This is a genomic window from Papillibacter cinnamivorans DSM 12816 (genome assembly GCF_900176335.1).
Lineage (GTDB): Bacteria > Bacillota > Clostridia > Oscillospirales > Oscillospiraceae > Papillibacter > Papillibacter cinnamivorans.
On record NZ_FWXW01000003.1, the window covers coordinates 183,689 to 202,747 of the forward strand.

Consider the following 19,059-nt stretch of genomic DNA (forward strand, 5'->3'; position numbering starts at 1 on the left):
CCTCCGGGATTTACAACCCCCCCCCTGTTGTGATAAACTGAAAATTCAAACGGTTCCAGGCTGCCGGCGGTAAGGCCGGCGGAAACGGCAAAAGGGAGGGGATCGGATGGCCAGCAATTTCTTCGCGCTCATCTCCCGTATGCGGTATATTTCCCGGTGGGGACTCATGCGCAACACCTTCCGGGAAAACATCCAGGAGCACTCCCATATGGTGGCGGTACTGGCCCACGCGCTGGCCGTCATCCGCAGGGACGTATTCGGCGGGGACATCCGGCCCGAGGAGGCCGCGGTGGCCGCCCTCTATCACGACGCCCCGGAGATCCTCACGGGGGATCTGCCCACGCCGGTGAAGTACTACAACCCCGAGATCCGTCTTGCCTACCAGCAGGTGGAATCGGTGGCGGCGGAAAAGCTTCTTTTCATGCTGCCCGAGGAATTCCGGGAGACCTACCGGCCGCTTCTTATAGGCGGCGATCCTGAAATCGCGGAGCTGGTAAAGGCGGCCGACAAGCTCTCGGCCTACATTAAATGCCTGGAAGAGCTGAAGGCCGGGAACGACGAATTCCGGGAGGCGGGAGACCAGATCCGGGGGATTCTGGACGCCTCTCCCCTCCCTGAGGTCCGGTATTTTCTCGATCACTTCCTGCCCGGCTTTTCCCTCACCCTGGACGAGCTGCGGTAACCGGAAACAGCGCGGAGTTTCTGATTTTCTTCTGGGAACAGCATCCCGCGGCTTTAACGCCGCGCCCATTTCATCCATGAGAGGAGCAACCGCCATGCACGCCATCGTCACCGTAATCGGGCGAGACCAGGTCGGCATCATCGCCGACGTATGCACGCGGCTTTCCAGCCACAACATCAACGTCCTGGACATCAGTCAAACCATCCTGCAGGGATATTTCACCATGATCATGCTGGTGGACACCGCGGGATGCGATCTTTCCTTCGACGAGCTGTCCCGGGAGCTTCACGAGGCGGGAGCAGCCCGGCAGCTGTCCATCCGGATCCAGCGGGAGGACATCTTCAACTCCATGCACCGGATCTGAGGCGGGAGGGATACGATGATCAACAACCGGGAAATTTTACAGACGATCGAAATGATCGACCAGCAGCATCTGGATATCCGCACCATCACCATGGGCATTTCCCTTTTGTCCTGCAGTCACCCCGAAATGAAGGAGTGCTGCAGCCGGATTTACGATAAAGTGACACGGCAGGCCGAGCATCTGGTGGAAACCGGGGAGGCAATCGAACGGGAATTCGGCATCCCCATCGTCAACAAGCGCATCGCCGTCACCCCCATTTCGCTGGTGGCGGAGAGCTGTTCGGCGTCGGACTACGTGCCCCTGGCCGAGGCGATGGACCGGGCGGCCTCCGCATGCGGCGTCAACTTCATCGGAGGATTTTCCGCCCTGGTGCACAAAGGATTCACCAACGGGGACCGGAAGCTCATCGCCTCCATCCCCGAGGCCCTGGCCCGGACCGAACGGGTGTGCAGCTCGGTGAACATCGCCACCACCCGGGCCGGCATCAACATGGACGCGGCGGCCCTCATGGGGGAGATCATCTGCCGGACGGCGGAGCTCTCCGGGGGGATCGGCTGCGGCAAGCTGGTGGTCTTCGCCAACGCCGTGGAGGACAATCCCTTCATGGCGGGGGCCTATCACGGGACCGGGGAGCCGGAGTGCGTCATCAACGTGGGGGTCTCGGGCCCCGGCGTCGTGCATCACGCCCTCCAGTCGGTGAAGGGGCAGCCCTTCGACGTGGTGGCGGAAACCATCAAAAAAACCGCCTTCCGGGTGACCCGGATGGGCCAGCTGGTGGCTCAGGAGGCCTCCCGGCGGCTGGGCGTTCCCTTCGGCGTGGTGGACCTGTCTCTGGCGCCCACTCCGGCTGTGGGGGACAGCGTGGCCCGGATCCTGGAGGAAATGGGACTGGAGGCATGCGGCACCCACGGGACCACGGCGGCCCTCGCCCTGCTCAATGACGCGGTGAAAAAGGGCGGCGTCATGGCATCCAGCCACGTGGGCGGGCTCTCCGGCGCCTTCATCCCGGTCTCCGAGGACGAGGGCATGATCGCGGCGGCCCGCCTGGGCTCCCTCTCCCTCGACAAGCTGGAGGCCATGACCTGCGTATGCTCCGTGGGGCTGGACATGATCGCGGTTCCGGGGGATACGCCGCCGGAGACCATTGCCGCCATCATCGCGGACGAGGCGGCCATCGGCATGGTGAACGGCAAGACCACCGCGGTGCGCATCATCCCCGCCCCGGGAAAGACCGTGGGGGACGTCCTGGAGTTCGGGGGGCTTCTGGGCAGCGCGCCGGTGATCGCCGTGCACCCCTTTTCCAGCCGTGAATTCATCGCCAGGGGCGGCCGGATTCCCGCGCCGCTGCACAGTTTGAAAAACTGAGTTTTTTCGTTCCAGCAAATTTCAAGCATCCTTTCGCGCCAGGCGTGAAAGGATGCTTTTATTGTTATCCCCGGTGAGCGGGACGGTTTTTCTCCGGACGGCCATAAAGCGAAAGGAGTAAATCCCGTTTCCGATTTCTCCCCCGCCTATGGCGCCATCGGCGACGGGGTGGTATAATATTCCATGAAAAGGGTAAGCGCAGCGAACGGCTGCCGGGCGAACCGAACCGGCAGACAATATAACCCTATCTGTATCAAAGGATTTTCGTTCTTATAGGAGGCGGGAAATGAGATCCTATGGAATAATGAAACGATTTGTTGCCTTACTATGTGCGTCGGCCATGCTTATGCTGTGCTCGTGTGCCCGAATGGGGGGACCGGTCGTGTATAATGATGACGGATCAAAAGCGGACGCCAGATTGGAAGAGGTCATTGAAGCCATTAAAAATGAGGACAAAGAAGCTTTAAAAGCGATGTTTTCCGAACAAGCGCTAAATGAAGCAGATGACCTTGACGGACAGATGGATTATTTATTAGGATTTATACAAGGGAATATTGAATCCTGGAAATTTCAAGGAGGTAGCGCTGATGGAGCCAACTATGAGGGACATAAAACGAGGAAATCCAGATATTGGTATTCCGTAAAAACGGATAAAGAAGAATACCTTTTCTTCCTGCTGGAATACACGGAAGACACCGATCATCCTGAAAATGTTGGCCTATATATGCTGCAGGTAATTTATATGAAGGATGAGGATACCCAATTTGATGGAGGAAATGATATATTGTGCGCGGGTATTTATAAACCGGAAGAAGAGAACAATGAGACTGTTCAGCCATCTGGAGATATAGAAAAGTCCGAGGGAGAAGAAGAAATAGTTCAGCCGTCTTAACTATGCAGTACTATTCCCATATATGTATTCTCCGAATGATTCTCTTGATTGAGACAAATTACTTATAACTATACAGCTAGTTTGTTTTCCAATGAATAAGCTCCCGCACCTGTATCAACATGGGTGCGGGAGCGTAATATAAATTTAATGCCGGAATGATTAACTTATGCAGTTCTATGACATAAGAGGTTTATGGCAATGAGAAAAAGAGCGGTAAATTTAATACTTATCATTATTCTTACAGCAAACTTAACGGCCTGCTCCGGCGGTAGTGTCAATTCAGCCGGTCAGAATGACCTGAAGATGGCGCGCAGTATTAAATGGGGAAATGTTGAGGCGGTGAAAGAAGCGATCGAAGACGGAGCGGATATCAACCAGATCAGCATCGATAACATCGACATAAATCCCGCAGAATATGCATTGATCGAACAGCAATGGGATGTTGCGGAAGCCCTGATCGGGCGGGGAGCGGACGTCAATTCTGTCGATAGCCGAGGCAAATCGTTACTTATGACGGCGGCGGAGGACGACGCGTTTGACTTTTGCCGGCTTCTGCTGGAAAGCGGGGCTGATGCGTCGCTGTGCGACCGCAATGGACACTCTGCGCTTGAGTATGCCCTGGAGGGGGATACTGCGCTTAGCAATACAAAAGCGACCGATGAGCTTATTACGCTGCTTCTCGGCAGCGGAGCTGAAATCAGACCGGTGAGCTTGCAGGCCCTGATGAGTGAAGAAAACCCCGATGACTGCAGGTACGGTTTGGTGAAGAGGATTTTGGAGGGCCTGCTATCCGAAGGGTATGCTTCCGGCCTGGATTCCGTGCTGGAATCGGCGATACTTGGGCGGGATCCGGAAGTCCGAAGGTTGATTCAAGAGGGAAGCCTGCAGAAAAAATCTGCGCAGCAAGTCCTGTTTTTTACCGCTGCCTTCGGTGATGCGGAAACGCTCCAACTGCTTGCCGATCAGGGATACGATATTTATGCATGCGATAAAAACGGAAATGCTCCTCTTGCGATTGCGGCTCAGAGCGGCAATCTCAGCACGCTGGAATATTACATCGGCCAGGGAGTGAATCTGGAAGCGCAGAACAAGGATTACGAAACGGCATTGCAGCAGGCAATCATGACGGATCAATACGATGCGGTGAAATGCCTCCTGAATGGGGGGGCCGCTATCGCTCCCTATAATACGATTGAGGTTCCTTCGGTAGGCCTTCACTATTTAACCAAGGACGGGTTCAGCGCGGCTGCCGGAAACGGAAACGTAACCATGATGGAACTATTGGTGGAGAACGATTTTCCCCTGAATAACGAAACCATGTGCAGCGCTTTATTGGAGGCCGCAAGCAGCGATCAGATCGTTGCCATACAGTATCTTCTGGACCGCGGGGCTTCTCCGGAGCTGGAAAGCGCGTTCACTTCTCCGCTGCTGGCTGCCATTGGAGCTGGAAATCTTAAAACGGTCAAACTGCTGATAGCGAGCGGCGCCGATGCAGACGGGAAGCGAAAAGACGGCAGCCTTCTTTATTCCGCCTGCAGCGGGGGTCAGTATGAGATTGCAAAGTACCTGATCGATCAGGGAGCCAATGTAAACCTAGCCAGTACGAAAGCGGACTCGGCATTAACCGCGGCAATATTGTCCGGTCATATGGATATTGTTGAATTACTGGTCAAGCACGGCGCCGATATCGCATTGAAAGGCAACGACGACGGAACCACGGCAGTTATGATAGCGGCAAGAAATTGCAGCAGGAATATATTGGATTATATTGCAAAGCAGGGTGTTGCCATCAACAGCCAGGATGAGGAAGGAATGACTGCGCTGATGTATGCGGCGGAAAACGGACTTGCGGATAACGTCAAAATCCTGCTGCAATACAGCCCCGATGTGGGATTAGAAAACAAGGAAGGGAAGACTGCTCTGGACATTGCCGAAGAAAAGGGGAACAAAGAGATTGCCACGCTGCTGCACAGTCTGAAAAACTGAGCTTTTTCGTTCCAGCAAATTTCAAGCATCCTTTCGCGCCAGGCGTGAAAGGATGCTTTTATTATTATCCCCTGTCAGCGGGACGGTTTTTCGCCGGACGGCCATAAAGCGAAAGGAGTGCATCCCGTTTCCGATTTTTCCCCCGCCTATGGCGCCATCGGCGGCGGGGTGGTATAATATTCCATGGAAAGGGTGAACGCGGCGAACGGCTGCCAGGCGAACCGAACCGGCAGGCAGTAGAACCGTGTCTATATCAAAGGATTTTCGTTCTTATAGGAGGCGGGAAATGAGATCCTATGGAATAATAAAACGATTCGGCGCTTTCCTGTGTGCGTCGGCCATGCTTATGCTGTGCTCGTGCACCCGATTGGGGGCACCGATAGTGTATAATAATGACGGAGAAAAAGCGGACGCCAGATTGGAAGAGGTCATTGAAACCATTAAAAATGAGGACAAAGAAGCTTTAGAGGCGATGTTTTCCGAACAAGCGCTGAGTGAAGCGGAAGACCTTGACGGACGGATGGACTATTTGTTCGGATTTATACAAGGGAACGCTATTTCCTGGAAAGCAATTGTGGCAGGCCCTGCAGCTGAGACAAACATCCGTGGACACATAGTAAAAAAATCGAAGTCATGGTATTCTGTAAAGACGGATAAAGAAGAGTACCTCTTCTTCCTGCTGGAATACACGGAAGACACCGATCATCCTGAAAATGTTGGCATATATATGCTGCAGGTAATTTATATGAAGGATGAGGATACCCAATTTGATGGAGGAAATGATATATTGTGCGCGGGTATTTATAAACCGGAAGAAGAGAACAATGAGACTGTTCAGCCATCTGGAGATATAGAAAAGTCCGAGGGAGAAGAAGAAATAGTTCAGCCGTCTTAACTATGCAGTATTATTCTGGTATATATAACACCGGATGTTTTTCCCGACCGCTCAAATTCTGCCCGCAATATGTATGAAAAGAACCGAATGAAACCATCCTTTTTAGAGGCGGGCTTTCGCGCGGAACGCGCGGGGGCCCGCTTTTCGCGGGGGTTTGACGCGGATTTTTGCTCCGGGCGGTTTTAATACTGTTCTTCCATTAAAGAGCAAACATCTTTACGATCAATTTTCCGCCCTGCCGCGTTCTCTTCGTCGGCGGGCGCCAGCCCGCTCTCCTCCTCGGCCTTGCAGGACATAAAATTTTCTCGCAAATCTCATTTGCTCTTTAATGGAAGAACAGTATTTACATTTTCTTTGCGCCGTTCCCCTTGACGGCGAGGCGATTTCATTGTATAATTTATGCAAATAATACAAATATTTTGAGCCTGTGTTGTGCGCTTTGCTCACTTTTCCCGCTATTTTTCCATGCAGGGGGAAGCACACCGACAGGTTGAACCGGAGGACGTCTATGGCTGAGCAAAACGGGGCAAACCCCCGTGAAACCGGGGAATACCACCGATATCTCTTCCACCAGGGAACCGACAGCGGAGCGTACGGTTTCTTCGGCGCGCATGCGGAAGAGCGGAACGGAGCCCGGGGAGTGTGTTTTCGGGTCTGGGCGCCCCATGCCGCCGCGGTTTCCGTCATCGGGGATTTCAACGCCTGGAATGAAAATTCAAATCCCATGGAGCAAGAATCGCCCGGTATCTGGGCGCTTTTTGTTCCCGGACCCGGGCAGTTCGACTCCTATAAATATTCCGTCCTGACAAAGTCGGGTACAAGGCTCGACAAAAGCGACCCCTACGCCTTTCACGCGGAAACGCGGCCCCGGAGCGCCTCTAAGGTCTACAGCCTGGAGGGGTTCGAGTGGCACGACGAAGCCTGGCTCTCCTACCGGAAGGCAAACCCCGTCTATCACGCCCCTCTCAACGCCTACGAGGTGCACCTGGGCTCTTGGCAAAGGTCGGAGACCGGCGAATTTCTCTCCTACCGGGAGACGGTCTCGCGGCTGATCCCCTACGTGAAGGAGATGGGATTCACCCATGTGGAGCTGATGCCGGTAACGGAGCACCCCCTGGACGCCTCCTGGGGCTATCAGTGCACGGGATATTTCGCGGCCACCTCCCGCTTCGGGACGCCCCACGACTTCATGTATTTTGTGGACGAGTGCCACAGGGCCGGGGTGGGAGTCATTCTGGACTGGGTGCCCGCCCATTTTCCCAAGGACGCCCACGGACTCATGGAATTCGACGGCGGATGCTGCTACGAAGCCAAAGATCCCAGGCAGCGGGAGCACCCGGACTGGGGAACCCGGATCTTCGACTACGGCAGGAACGAGGTGCGCTCTTTCCTTCTCTCTTCGGCCCTTTTCTGGCTGGAGCAGTATCACATCGACGGGCTGCGGGTGGACGCGGTGGCTTCCATGCTGTATTTGGACTACGGGCGCAAACCCGGGGAATGGCGCCCCAACCGGTATGGCGGCAAGGAAAACCTGGAGGCGATCTCTTTCCTGCGGGCGCTGAACGAGGCGGTCTTCACCCGGTTCCCGGACGTTCTGATGATCGCGGAAGAGTCCACCGCCTGGCCCATGGTGACCAAGCCCGGCTATGTGGGAGGTCTGGGCTTCAACCTGAAATGGAACATGGGCTGGATGAACGACATGTTCCACTATATGAAGCTGGACCCGATTTACCGGCAGTACAACCACAAGGACATCACATTCTCCATCCTGTACGCCTTCTCGGAAAACTTTCTCCTGCCCGTCTCTCACGACGAGGTGGTGCACATGAAGGGTTCCCTTCTGGGAAAGATGCCGGGAGACGAACAGTCACAGTTTGCCGGAGTCCGGGCGTTTTACGCATACATGCTGGCCCACCCGGGAAAAAAGATGCTCTTCATGGGGTGCGAATTCGGCCAGAGGGCGGAATGGGCCTTCGACCGGGCGCTGGACTGGCACCTTCTGGAGGAGGAGCGGAATCAGCAGCTGAAGGAGTATTTTAAAGAGATCAACGAATTTTACCTCGGCAGCCGCGAGCTCTGGGAGCTGGATTTCCAGGAGGATGGCTTCCAGTGGATCTGCCCGGACGACAGCCAGGGGAACACCGTCTCCTTCCTGAGAAAAAACGCGGCCGGGGAGTTTCTTGTCTGCGTCTGCAACTTTTCCGGGACCCGGCGGGAGGGATACCGGACAGGAGTCCCCGAGGCTCCAGGATACCGGTTGGAATTATCCACGGACGATGTCCGGTTCGGAGGGACGGGACAAGCGGAGACCCGAGAGGTGCCCACGGAGCTTTTTCCCTGGCACGGGCACCCCTGCTCCATCGTTCTGGACCTGCCGCCTCTGAGCGCCCTGTTTTTCCGCAAGACCGAAGGGGCCAAACCGGAGGCGGCGGAAGGGGCGGCTTTGTCAATGTGCGAAGGTAGCGGTCTCTTTACAGCCGCCGAACCCCGGACGTAAATCGGCTGAGAATACCGGGAGATTCCGGCCGCGCCGGCCGATCACAGAAAACGGATTTCCGAAATGTTTTGGAAAGAGGTGTCGCATATGAAAAAGGAATGTATCGCCATGCTGCTGGCAGGGGGCCAGGGGAGCCGACTGTATGTGCTCACCAAACACATGGCCAAACCCGCCATTCCCTTCGGGGGCAAATACCGGATCATCGATTTTCCTCTCTCCAACTGCGTCAACTCCGGAATCGACACGGTGGGGGTCCTCACCCAGTACCGGCCGCTGGAGCTCAACAGCTACATCGGCAACGGCCAGAGCTGGGACTTAGACCGCATCAGCGGCGGCGTGCACATCCTCCCGCCCTACGTCAGGGAGGGCTCCGCCGGGACCTGGTACAAGGGAACGGCAAACGCCATCTATCAGAACATGGACTTCATCGAGCAGTACAACCCCGAGTACGTCCTCATTCTCAGCGGGGACCACGTCTACAAGATGGACTACTCGGAAATGCTGGACGCCCACAAAAAGCAGGAGGCGGCCTGCACCATCTCCGTCCTGGAAGTCCCCCGGGAGGAGGCGTCCCGGTTCGGCATCATGAATGTCAACGAGGAAGACCTTATTTACGAATTCGAGGAAAAGCCCAAGGCGCCCAAGAGCAATCTGGCGTCCATGGGGATTTACATATTTACCTGGAGCAAGCTCAGGGAATACCTCATTGCGGACGAGGCAAACGCCCGTTCAAAGAACGACTTCGGCGCCGACGTCATCCCCGCCATGCTGGGTGCCGGGGAACGGATGCTGGCCTTCCGCTTTTCCGGCTACTGGAAGGACGTGGGCACCATCGAAAGCCTGTGGGACGCCAATATGGATATGCTCTCCCGAAACACGCTCAATCTGCTGGACCAAAGCTGGCCTATCTACGCCAGATCCCCCACCAGGCCTCCCCACTATACGGGAAACGAAGCCATTATCCACCACAGCATCATTACCCAGGGCTGCGAAATCGAGGGCACGGTGGAAAATTCCGTCCTCTTCCACTCGGTGACGGTGGAAACGGGCGCTGAGGTGCGCTACTCCATTCTGATGCCGGGGGTAACCGTGGAGGCCGGGGCCGTAGTGGAATATGCCATCGTGGCGGAGGGCAGCCGGATCGGCGCCGGGGCCCGTGTGGGAGCGCCGCCGGGGGACACGGCCCCGGAGGACTGGGGCGTTGCCGTGGTGGGCGGAGGAGCGGTGAAGCCGGGTCGGGTGATCCCTCCGAAAGTCATGGTTGACCGGAAAGGCAAAGAGGTGGTACGATGAACGACATGCACGGCATCCTGTTCGCCTACTCCGCGGGCTCAAGACTGCAGCAGCTGGTGGAGCACCGGACCACATCCTCCCTTCCCTTCGCGGGCCGATACCGGCTCATCGATTTCATGCTTTCCAACATGGTGAACTCCGGCATCCCGGACATCGGCGTCATCATGCACGAAAACTACCAGTCTTTGCTTGACCACCTGGGCTCGGGCAAGGACTGGGATTTAAGCCGCAAGCACGGAGGTCTGAAGCTTCTGCCTCCCTTCGCCTACACCGGCAACGGGCGGCAGGGGGGATACCGGGGCAAGCTGGAGGCCCTTTCCGGGGTTTACAGCTACCTGGAGAAGATCCGCCAGGAATACGTGGTGCTGGCAAACGGGGATATGGCGGTGAATCTTCCCCTGGAGAAGGTGCTCAAGGCCCATCTGGACCACTGCGCGGACATCACCGCCGTCTGCACCCGGCGCACCCGGGGCACTCCAGCCGAGTCCACCTATTTTTCCCTGCTGCCGGACGGGCGCATCACCGACACCGCCTGCGGCCATTATCAAGAGGGAAGCTTCGAGTCCCTGGATGTCTACATCCTTTCCAAGTCCCTCCTTCTCAACCTGGTGGACTACTGCTCCGGGCACAACCAATACAGTTTCGAGCAGGACGTGATGCAGCGCATGCGCGAGTCCCTTCTGCTGTACGGCTACGAGTGGGACGGATACGCGGCCCGGTTTCAGTGCATCGCGGACTATTACACAAAGAGCATGGAGCTTCTGGATCCCCGGATCCGGCAGGAGCTCTTCTGCCGGGACCGGAACATCCGAACCCGGGACTATTCCAATCCTTCCACCTACTACGGGCCGGACTCCTCCTGCCAAAACAGCCTGATTTCCGACGGCTGCCTCATCGAGGGTCGGGCGGAAAACAGCATTTTGTTCCGGAGCGTGGTGATCGAACCCGGAGCCACCGTAACAAACTGCGTGCTGATGCAGGGAACAAGGGTGCAGTCGGGGGCGGTGATGAAATACGTGATCGCCGACAAACGCGTGACGGTCCATTCCGGCCGCGTGCTCATTGGGCACGAAACCTATCCCCTGGCAATCTCCAAGGGCAGCGTCATATAATACGGATAACCGGCATCATCACGGGGGAACCTTTTCCAAAGGAGCGCCGTTTATTTCCTTTTCTGAAAGGAGCCTGATATGACAGTTCTGTTTGCCGTGAGCGAGGCCGTCCCTTTCTGCAAAACGGGAGGGCTGGCGGACGTGGCGGGTTCCCTTCCCGCGGCCCTGGCGGAAGCGGGGGTGGAAACGGCGGTCATTCTGCCCTTGTACGAGAGCGTAGCGGAGACCTGGAAGGACAGAATGAGCTTCGTGGGCAGCCTTACGGTCCCTTTGGCCTGGCGGTATCAGTACTGCGGGCTGTTCCGCCTGGAGCTGGAGGGCGTCACCTATTATTTTGTGGACAACGAGTATTATTTCAAGCGGCCGGGACTTTACGGATATTACGACGACGGGGAGCGCTTCGGCTTTTTCTCCCGGGCGGTGGCGGAAATCTTCCCTCTCCTCGGCAAGCGGCCCGACGTTATTCACTGCAACGACTGGCAGACCGCGCTGATTCCCGTCTATCTCCGGGAGTCGGGCCTCGCGGGGGAAATAAAAACCGTATTTACCATTCATAATATCGAGTATCAGGGGCGGTACGCCAAGGAAACGCTGGGGGACCTCTTCGGCCTGCCGCAGCGGCTCTACGACGACGGGACGACGGAATACTACGGCGATATCTGCCTTCTCAAGGGGGGGCTCATGTGCTGCGACCGCATCACCACCGTTAGCCCCACCTACGCCCGGGAGCTTCAGTATTCCTTTTACGCCCACGGTATGGAGGGCGTGATCGCGGCATGCGGGTATAAGCTCAGGGGCATCCTCAACGGCATCGACACCCGGCTGTACGACCCGGAAACCGACCCTTTCCTTCGGAAGCCCTATTCCGCCGCAAATACCGGGGGAAAGGCCACCGATAAGCGGCACCTCCGGGCGGCGCTGGGGCTGGGCGAAGAGAGCGGGACGGCGATTGCGGCATGCATCACCCGCATGGCGGAGCACAAGGGGATGGACCTGATCGTCTCGGCGTTCCCCCGGATGATGGAGCTGCCCCTTCAGTTTGTGATCCTGGGGCAGGGAGAGCGGCGGTACGAGGAGTTTTTTCGGTCCATGCAGGAGCGGTACCCCGGGCGGGTCTCCGCCAATATCCAGTATTCCGCGGAGCTCTCTTCCCGGATCTATGCCGGAGCCGACCTGTTCCTCATGCCTTCCCGGAGCGAGCCCTGCGGCCTTTCCCAGATGATCGCCATGCGGTACGGCACGGCGCCGGTGGTGCGGGAGACGGGGGGCCTCCGGGACACGGTTTCCCCGTACATGCCCGGCGCGGGGACCGGCTTTACCTTCGCAAACTACGACGCGGACGACATGCTGGGGGCGCTGCAAAGGGCCCTGACGGTCTACGCGGACCGGAAGGAATGGCTCCATCTCCGGAAGCGGTGCATGTCCGCCGACTTCAGCTGGAGCCGCTCCGCCGCGGAATATCTGAAAATCTACCGGGACCTCGCGGGAGTCTGATCCCGGCGGGGTATGCAATACAGGCATACCTACAACCTTCCGAAGGAGAATTCTTTCATGGCTTCATACTCCAAACAGGCTCTGGCGGACGCGATATACAGCAAGCTTCGCCTCAATTGCGGGCGGGAGCTCTGCGAGGCGAACGCCTCCCACATGTTCAGAGCCTGCGCTCTGGTCCTCCGGGACATTCTGGCCGAGCGAAACCTAGACACTCAGAACTGGGTGCGGGAAACCATGTCCAGGCAGGTCCACTATATGTCCATGGAGTTTCTCCTTGGGCGCTCTCTGATGAAAAACGCCTTCAACCTGGGAATTTTGGACGCATTGACCGAAGCCCTCTCCGATATGGGGTTCCACCCCTCCGACATCTTTGAAACCGAGCCGGACGCCGGCCTCGGCAACGGGGGCCTGGGACGGCTCGCCGCATGCTACATGGACAGCATGGCAACCCTGGGCATTCCCGCCACGGGATATTCCATCTGCTACGAGCTGGGCGCTTTCCGGCAGAAGATCGTAAACGGGGAACAGACGGAGCTGCCGGACGACTGGCTGAACCTGGGGGAGGCATGGCTGATTCCCAAGCCGGACGAAACGGAGGAGGTCCGGTTCGGCGGCACCGTGGACCAGCGCTGGGAAGACGGGCGGCTGCGGGTCTTTCACACGGGATACGTCTCCGTCCTGGCCGTTCCCCGGGACATGGCCGTCTCGGGCTACGGCACCCGGCAGGTGAACACTCTGCGGCTCTGGGACGCCAAGGCTCCGGTTTCCATCGACATGTCCCTTTTTTCAAAGGGAGAATACCTGAAGGCCTCGGAGCAGAACGCCATGGCAGCGGTCATCGCAAAGGTGCTGTATCCCGCCGACCACCATCCTGAGGGGAAGGCGCTGCGCCTCAAGCAGCAGTACTTTTTCGTTTCGGCCACCGCGCAGTCCATCCTGCGGCGGCATTACAACGAGTTCGGGACCCTTCGGGATTTTCATCTGAGGCACGTGATCCAGATCAACGACACCCATCCGGCCCTGGCGATCCCCGAGCTGATGCGGATTTTTATGGACGACTACGGATTCGGCTGGGACGAAGCCTGGCGCATCGTTTCCAATACCGTTGCCTACACCAACCACACGGTCCTGCCGGAAGCGCTGGAGCATTGGTCCCAGGATCTGATGGAGCCTCTTCTTCCCCGGATCTGGAACATCCTGTGCGAAATCAACAACCGATACGGCGCCCAGGTGAGCGCCTTTTATCCGGGAGACGGGGATAAGCTCCGGGATACGGCCATCGTATGGAACCGGGAGGTGCGCATGGCGAACCTCTGCGTCGCGGCCTGTTTTTCGGTCAACGGCGTGTCCGCCATGCATTCCGACATCCTGAGAAACCAGCTTTTCCGGGACGCGGCCGCCATGGCGCCGGACAAATTCAAAAACGTCACCAACGGCATCGATCACCGGCGGTGGCTGGCCCAGGTGAATCCCGGCATGGACGCTCTGGTGCGGGAGCTCACGGGAAACGACGGCTATCTTCTGGAGCCTCAGCGGCTCCGGGAGCTGGAACGCTTTTCCTCCGACGGCGCCGTTCTGGAACGTCTGGAAAAGATCAAGGCGCAAAACAAGGAGTCCTTCGCGCGTTATGCCCGGCGGGAGTGGGGCTTCGCCCTGAACACCGGGGCCATATTCGACGTGCAGGCCAAGCGGCTGCACGAGTATAAGCGGCAGCTTTTAAACGCCATGCACATTCTGCACCTCTACCTCACCCTGAAAGACAATCCCAACATGGATTTTCACCCCCGGGTCTTTCTCTTCGGGGCCAAGGCCGCCCCGGCCTATCAGACCGCCAAGGAGATCATCCGGCTGATCAGCAGCCTTTCCGCCCAAATCGCAGCGGACCCGGTATGCAAGGACCGGCTGCAGGTTTTTTTCCTCCCGAATTACCGGGTCTCTCTGGCGGAAGCTCTGATCCCGGCAAGCGAAATCTCCGAACAGATCTCCGCCGCGGGCAAAGAGGCCTCGGGCACGGGAAACATGAAGTTCATGATGAACGGGGCCGTCACCATCGGCACCCTGGACGGGGCCAATGTGGAAATGCACCAGCTTCTGGGAGACGAGAACATGTTTCTCTTCGGGCTGACAGCGAAGGAGGCGGAGGCGCTCCGGGCCGCGGGATACAATCCCCGGGAGTATTATGACCGGAACCCCGCCCTGCGCCGCGTGCTGGAGGAGATGGCCAAAGGATTCGGAGACGGGGTGTCCTACGCCCATCTCACGGAACGGCTTCTCACCGGAGCGCACTGCCTGCCCGACGAATTCTTCCTTCTCCCCGACTTTGAGCCTTACCGCCGCGCTCAGGAACGCGCCGGGGAAGTCTATCGGGACCGGGATGCCTGGAACCGGATGTCTCTGCTGAACATCGCCCGCTCCGGGGGCTTTGCGGCCGACAGGAGCATCGGAGATTACGCCCGGGAGATCTGGAGCGTTCCCTATCGCAAATTTCCCGATCCGAATCATTCCAGGTAACCGGGGCATGTTTCGGACCGCGGCGCCGCTTCGATAACGGTTTTTATAGCATCCCATCCCCCTGCCCCCTTCCCTGGGGGAAGGGGGATATTATTTTGAAGGGGGACTGATATCGATATGCGATGAACCCAATGATAAAAATCGAGGATGTTTTTCGCCCCGCGTCGTCTGCCTTGCGGGATAAAAAACAGGCTGATTTTTATTTTCATCGTTTTCATCGCATATCAGCATGAAATCTGACCGGACTTTCAACTCCCCGAAACTGTCAGGAAAGTGCCAAAGGCACTTTTTCGAGCGGGATGCGGCTTGCAGCGCGCGCGGCGCGAACTCTGCGAGGCTTTTTCGACAGATCGTAAATCGGCCGGAACCGTCAACCGTTATTACGGCATGAAATGACTTGCTATTTCAGGCTCTTGAGTACCTCGGCGACGCAGGCGGCGAAAAGGCGGGCGGACGCGAGGGCTTCCTGGAGGGTATTTCCGCTGCTTCCCACCTCTACGATGAGGGAACCTGTGGTGGCGTGCTGATTGAAGCGGGCCGTGCGAAGGCTGACGGGCCGCATCAGGGTGGGATACTCCTTGTTCAGCGCGGCCTGCAGGCAAAGGGCCAGCTTCAGGTTTTCCTTCCATTTGGGATGCTCCAGGCCGCTGTCGTTGGTACCCACCACAAACATGACCTGGGCGACCTTTTCTCCGTTTTGGGTGCTCACCACTTTGTAAACCGTCCCGTCATCCGCCTCCAGGGCGTCCCTGTGGATGTCAAAGACAAACTGGATGGAGGGGTATTTTTTCAGATAGGTTTCGATAGCAGCCAGAGAGCGGGTATAGGAACCGCTGTAGCTGGGATAATCATAAAGCGCCCGGTCATGCACCACGGAAATGCCCGCTTTTTCCAGGGTTTCCGTGATTTCGTCCCCCACCCGCACCACATTGTAGCGCATATCTTCGGTCCGATCCGGGTCGGTGGGCATATAGACGTCCTCCCCGTCGGGGGTGTAGGCTTCGCTGCCGTGGGTATGAATCACCAGCACCTGGGGCTCCGTTTTGCCGAAGACGATACCAGGGCCCGCCTTCAGCAGGGCCGCGATATCGATGCTCTGGCTGGTCTGATTGTTGACATAGATGCCGTCGGCAACCTCATACCCCTCCCCGGACACGGGAATGAGCGTTCTTTCGACAATTGTGCCGGGGGCGGGCGTTTCGGCCACGGGACTGTCCGTTATCAGCGGGTCCTTGTCATTCTCCTCTCCCTCCGATTCCGGCGGGTTGGTATTTTGGGCCAGCTCCGTCTCCCAATAGGCGGCGACCGCCTTCCGTCCGTCCAGAAATACGGCGGATTCGGAGACGGCGAGAGCCCGCAGAAAACCGAGAGACTCCCAAAGGTCACCCCGATCTCCCGGCTTTCCCAGTTCCGCGCCAAGGACCGTGTCAATGAGCAGTTCGCTTCCAGCCGCGGCTTTCCATACGGTTTCCGCCGCGGGGGTGCCGCTGAGGGCATAAAAGACCAGCAGAGTAGCCGCGGCCGCAATCAAAGAAAGAACCCGCCGCAGACCGGTTCTTGTCCGCCCGCTTTTCACCGTCTTTTTTTTCCCGTGCTTTTGCATTGTATTCCCCCGATTCCGTACTCTCCTGCCTCACTGTATGCTTCGGACAACCCGATTATGAGCAGGGGTCCCTCCGGCGGGCGAAATGAGGGGGACAAATTGTAATCAAATTTTAAATAAATTTCTCTTGCAAATTTTACTTTTCTATAGTAGCATAATTATAGAACGTTTGTTTGATTTTTAGCAACCGCCATTCGGGATGGATTTACAGGAGGGGTTTCCATGCAGACACTCTATTTCGCATCGGACTGTCTGGTGCAGCGCAATTCCAACGTCCTGGACTTCTGTCAGTACAAAGCCGCCCGGGAGCGGGCCCTGAAGCCGGCGGGAGAAGAGGAGAGCTTTTCGGAAGCCACACGCGTTTCGGAAAAACCCGCCAGGCTCCAGAAGAACCGGCTGAAAACCGTCCGAGACGCGGCGGATCTGGCCGCAACACTTTTCATCGCTGTTTTCCTGTGTACGTTTTCCATCTGCTTTTTCATGCTTTAACCGTTTCAGGCAGGAATCCGGTTTTTTCGCACACAGCAGAAATCGTGTTCTATCCTGCGCTTTTTTACGATATTAAACCGCCCCTTTCGGGGGCGGTTTAAGCTTGTTGAAAAAGGCGGAACGCCTTTTTCAACAAAAGAGATTGCAGCCTGCCGCGCGCCTTGCCGTCCGCCATAGGCGGACGGCAAGGCGCGCGGCAGGCTGAGAGGTATTTTCGGGCACGTACACGCCGCACCCTAAAATAATCCGATTTTATTTCGCCGCTCCGGCGGCAAAACTCTGCGAGGCTTTTTCGACAGACTGAAACCACCCCTTTAGGGGCGGTTTTTCGTATATCCCGATTACATATTTCTATTTTCGGTATCTACTTTCTATTTCAGGAACGGACTTCCTCCGGGTACGGTTTCTGACTGTTTTAGCACGATTTCCGCGACATATTTTTCCCCAACACCGGCATGCTAGTAATGCCTATTTTTGCGTTTATCCAATCGTCCATCAGGCATTGCGCGGCAAATAAATATATTGCGGGACAGCGCACGGAGGTTTAAATGAAACTGCGGAAACTGCATCTGCCCCTGCTTCTGGCATTGGGCGCGGCGCTTTTTATATTCGCTCTTCCCGCCCGGGCCACGGAAGCCGTGCAGGAGGAAGGGTCCGCGCAGGCGGAGCGGGACTTTATCACATGGATGAAATTCGACATCCCCTACGCCGCCCTGAACCGGGCCATGGAACTGGACATCCAGAACCACGGCACGGAGCATCCGGCGGACTGGGTGGAGGTCCTGTCCTATCTCGCGGCCAAAAACTGGGGAAACTGGAGCCGCTACCGCCCGGCGGACATGGAAAAGCTGGCGGGGAAAATCAAGGAGGGCCAGAGCATATCCTCTCTGGCGGAAGGGCTCGCCTATTACAATTATTATCGCGAGGCATACGGCGCAGTGCTCTCCGGATTTTTGGGAACCTATCTGGATGAAACGTCCGGGAATGAGGGCGGCGGTGGAGAGACCCGAGAGGAAAAATACGGACTGAAGGTCTTTTCCCCCATCGCAAAGGGTTTTTGGTACACCCATTATGACGACTTTGGGAACAAACGCTCCTACGGATACGCGCGGATCCACCTGGGAAACGACCTGCTGGGAAGCGTGGGGACGCCGGTGATCGCGGTGGAAAGCGGCGTGGTGGAAGCCCTGGGATGGAACCAGTACGGCGGCTGGCGCATCGGTATCCGAAGCTTTGACGGGAAACGATACTACTATTATGCCCATCTGCGGAAAAACTGGCCCTATGTCAAGACCCTGAAGGAGGGTCAGACGGTTCACGCAGGGGATGTCATCGGCTATCTGGGCAGAACCGGATACAGCACGACGGAAAATGTGAACAATATCAAGACTTCACACCTGCATTTCGGAATGCAGATCATATTCGACGAATCCCAGAAGGAAGGGCCCGGCGAAATCTGGATCGACGTGTACGAGATCGTAAAGCTGTTAAGCCGAAACAAGTCCGAGGTCTCAAAGGACCCGGAGACCCGGGAATATCATAGTGTGAAGACGCTCCTGGAGCCCGAATATGAAGACCGTTTCTCCGCCGGGAACTCCGCTTAGAATTCCGGCACCGGAAAGCGGATGGGGCACTCAGGCGGGATATAAAAAACCATCCCCCGGCCATGCCGGGGGATGGTTGAGACTGTCGAAAAACTCCGTTTTCCGACAGAAACGGGAGAAAGTTCGCGCCTTTGCGAAGGCGCACAAAGTATGCCTTGCGGAAAGTGAATTCCCGCAAGGCATTGGGATTTCATCTTTTGGAATTTCGGTCACGGAACGCAACGCGAAATCCAAAATAGCTTTTCGCCGATGGCGAAAAGGACGATGGGACT

Annotated in this window: 14 protein-coding genes; 13 read left to right on the forward strand and 1 reads right to left on the reverse strand. The window is 57.0% G+C overall.

Going from position 1 to position 19,059, the window contains the following annotated elements; genetic code table 11:
• The first annotated feature begins 106 nt into the window (after positions 1 to 106).
• The 11 genes from yfbR (at position 107) to B9A13_RS05800 (ending at position 15,091) form a co-directional block, all read left to right on the forward strand.
• Positions 107 to 682, forward strand: coding sequence for a 5'-deoxynucleotidase (yfbR, locus tag B9A13_RS05750; protein WP_084234105.1), 576 nt, complete (start codon positions 107 to 109; stop codon positions 680 to 682).
• A gap of 94 nt (positions 683 to 776) precedes the next feature.
• A complete protein-coding gene (locus tag B9A13_RS05755; protein ID WP_084234107.1) occupies positions 777 to 1,046 on the forward strand; it encodes an ACT domain-containing protein in 270 nt (89 codons plus the stop codon).
• Between the two features lie 15 nt (positions 1,047 to 1,061).
• Positions 1,062 to 2,411 (forward strand): PFL family protein, encoded by a 1,350-nt coding sequence (locus tag B9A13_RS05760; RefSeq protein ID WP_084234108.1) that lies wholly within the window; start codon positions 1,062 to 1,064, stop codon positions 2,409 to 2,411.
• 382 nt (positions 2,412 to 2,793) lie between these two features.
• Positions 2,794 to 3,303, forward strand: a complete 510-nt coding sequence (locus B9A13_RS05765) for a DUF5104 domain-containing protein (RefSeq protein WP_242942794.1) — start codon at positions 2,794 to 2,796, stop codon at positions 3,301 to 3,303.
• Positions 3,304 to 3,642: 339 nt separating this feature from the next.
• On the forward strand, positions 3,643 to 5,289 hold the full coding sequence (locus B9A13_RS05770) for an ankyrin repeat domain-containing protein (RefSeq protein ID WP_159448039.1): 1,647 nt from the start codon (positions 3,643 to 3,645) through the stop codon (positions 5,287 to 5,289).
• 418 nt (positions 5,290 to 5,707) lie between these two features.
• Complete coding sequence (locus tag B9A13_RS05775) at positions 5,708 to 6,184, forward strand: DUF5104 domain-containing protein (RefSeq protein WP_242942795.1); 477 nt, start codon at positions 5,708 to 5,710, stop codon at positions 6,182 to 6,184.
• A gap of 508 nt (positions 6,185 to 6,692) precedes the next feature.
• The gene (glgB, locus tag B9A13_RS05780) at positions 6,693 to 8,681 is read left to right on the forward strand and encodes a 1,4-alpha-glucan branching protein GlgB (protein WP_084234112.1); all 1,989 of its coding nucleotides are present in this window, start codon (positions 6,693 to 6,695) and stop codon (positions 8,679 to 8,681) included.
• Between the two features lie 87 nt (positions 8,682 to 8,768).
• Positions 8,769 to 9,974, forward strand: a complete 1,206-nt coding sequence (locus B9A13_RS05785; RefSeq protein ID WP_084234113.1) for a glucose-1-phosphate adenylyltransferase — start codon at positions 8,769 to 8,771, stop codon at positions 9,972 to 9,974.
• Positions 9,971 to 11,086 carry a glucose-1-phosphate adenylyltransferase subunit GlgD gene (glgD, locus tag B9A13_RS05790; RefSeq protein WP_084234115.1) on the forward strand — a complete coding sequence of 372 codons (1,116 nt, stop codon included), beginning with the start codon at positions 9,971 to 9,973 and terminating at the stop codon, positions 11,084 to 11,086. The genes B9A13_RS05785 and glgD overlap by 4 nt, the downstream gene beginning before the upstream one ends.
• Positions 11,087 to 11,164: 78 nt before the next feature.
• Positions 11,165 to 12,580 (forward strand): glycogen synthase GlgA, encoded by a 1,416-nt coding sequence (gene glgA, locus B9A13_RS05795; RefSeq protein ID WP_084234117.1) that lies wholly within the window; start codon positions 11,165 to 11,167, stop codon positions 12,578 to 12,580.
• 57 nt (positions 12,581 to 12,637) lie between these two features.
• A complete protein-coding gene (locus tag B9A13_RS05800; protein ID WP_084234118.1) occupies positions 12,638 to 15,091 on the forward strand; it encodes a glycogen/starch/alpha-glucan phosphorylase in 2,454 nt (817 codons plus the stop codon).
• Positions 15,092 to 15,491: 400 nt separating this feature from the next.
• Here the strand turns inward: B9A13_RS05800 and spoIIP are convergent, their stop codons facing one another.
• A complete protein-coding gene (gene spoIIP, locus B9A13_RS05805; RefSeq protein ID WP_084234120.1) occupies positions 15,492 to 16,694 on the reverse strand; it encodes a stage II sporulation protein P in 1,203 nt (400 codons plus the stop codon).
• A 222-nt stretch (positions 16,695 to 16,916) separates the two neighbouring features.
• Between spoIIP and B9A13_RS05810 the strand changes: the two genes are divergently transcribed.
• Together B9A13_RS05810 and B9A13_RS05815 are read left to right on the forward strand one after the other, a co-directional pair.
• A complete protein-coding gene (locus B9A13_RS05810; protein ID WP_084234122.1) occupies positions 16,917 to 17,183 on the forward strand; it encodes a hypothetical protein in 267 nt (88 codons plus the stop codon).
• 548 nt (positions 17,184 to 17,731) lie between these two features.
• Complete coding sequence (locus B9A13_RS05815) at positions 17,732 to 18,787, forward strand: M23 family metallopeptidase (RefSeq protein WP_084234124.1); 1,056 nt, start codon at positions 17,732 to 17,734, stop codon at positions 18,785 to 18,787.
• Positions 18,788 to 19,059: the final 272 nt, after the last annotated feature.

Bases quoted from the DNA above. Each gene is read 5' to 3' on its own strand.
- yfbR (WP_084234105.1), top strand. From the start codon at position 107: ATGGCCAGCAATTTCTTCGCGCTCATCTCCCGTATGCGGTATATTTCC.
- B9A13_RS05755 (WP_084234107.1), top strand. From the start codon at position 777: ATGCACGCCATCGTCACCGTAATCGGGCGAGACCAGGTCGGCATCATC.
- B9A13_RS05760 (WP_084234108.1), top strand. From the start codon at position 1,062: ATGATCAACAACCGGGAAATTTTACAGACGATCGAAATGATCGACCAG.
- glgB (WP_084234112.1), top strand. From the start codon at position 6,693: ATGGCTGAGCAAAACGGGGCAAACCCCCGTGAAACCGGGGAATACCAC.
- B9A13_RS05785 (WP_084234113.1), top strand. From the start codon at position 8,769: ATGAAAAAGGAATGTATCGCCATGCTGCTGGCAGGGGGCCAGGGGAGC.
- glgD (WP_084234115.1), top strand. From the start codon at position 9,971: ATGAACGACATGCACGGCATCCTGTTCGCCTACTCCGCGGGCTCAAGA.
- glgA (WP_084234117.1), top strand. From the start codon at position 11,165: ATGACAGTTCTGTTTGCCGTGAGCGAGGCCGTCCCTTTCTGCAAAACG.
- B9A13_RS05800 (WP_084234118.1), top strand. From the start codon at position 12,638: ATGGCTTCATACTCCAAACAGGCTCTGGCGGACGCGATATACAGCAAG.
- spoIIP (WP_084234120.1), bottom strand. From the start codon at position 16,694: ATGCAAAAGCACGGGAAAAAAAAGACGGTGAAAAGCGGGCGGACAAGA.
- B9A13_RS05810 (WP_084234122.1), top strand. From the start codon at position 16,917: ATGCAGACACTCTATTTCGCATCGGACTGTCTGGTGCAGCGCAATTCC.
- B9A13_RS05815 (WP_084234124.1), top strand. From the start codon at position 17,732: ATGAAACTGCGGAAACTGCATCTGCCCCTGCTTCTGGCATTGGGCGCG.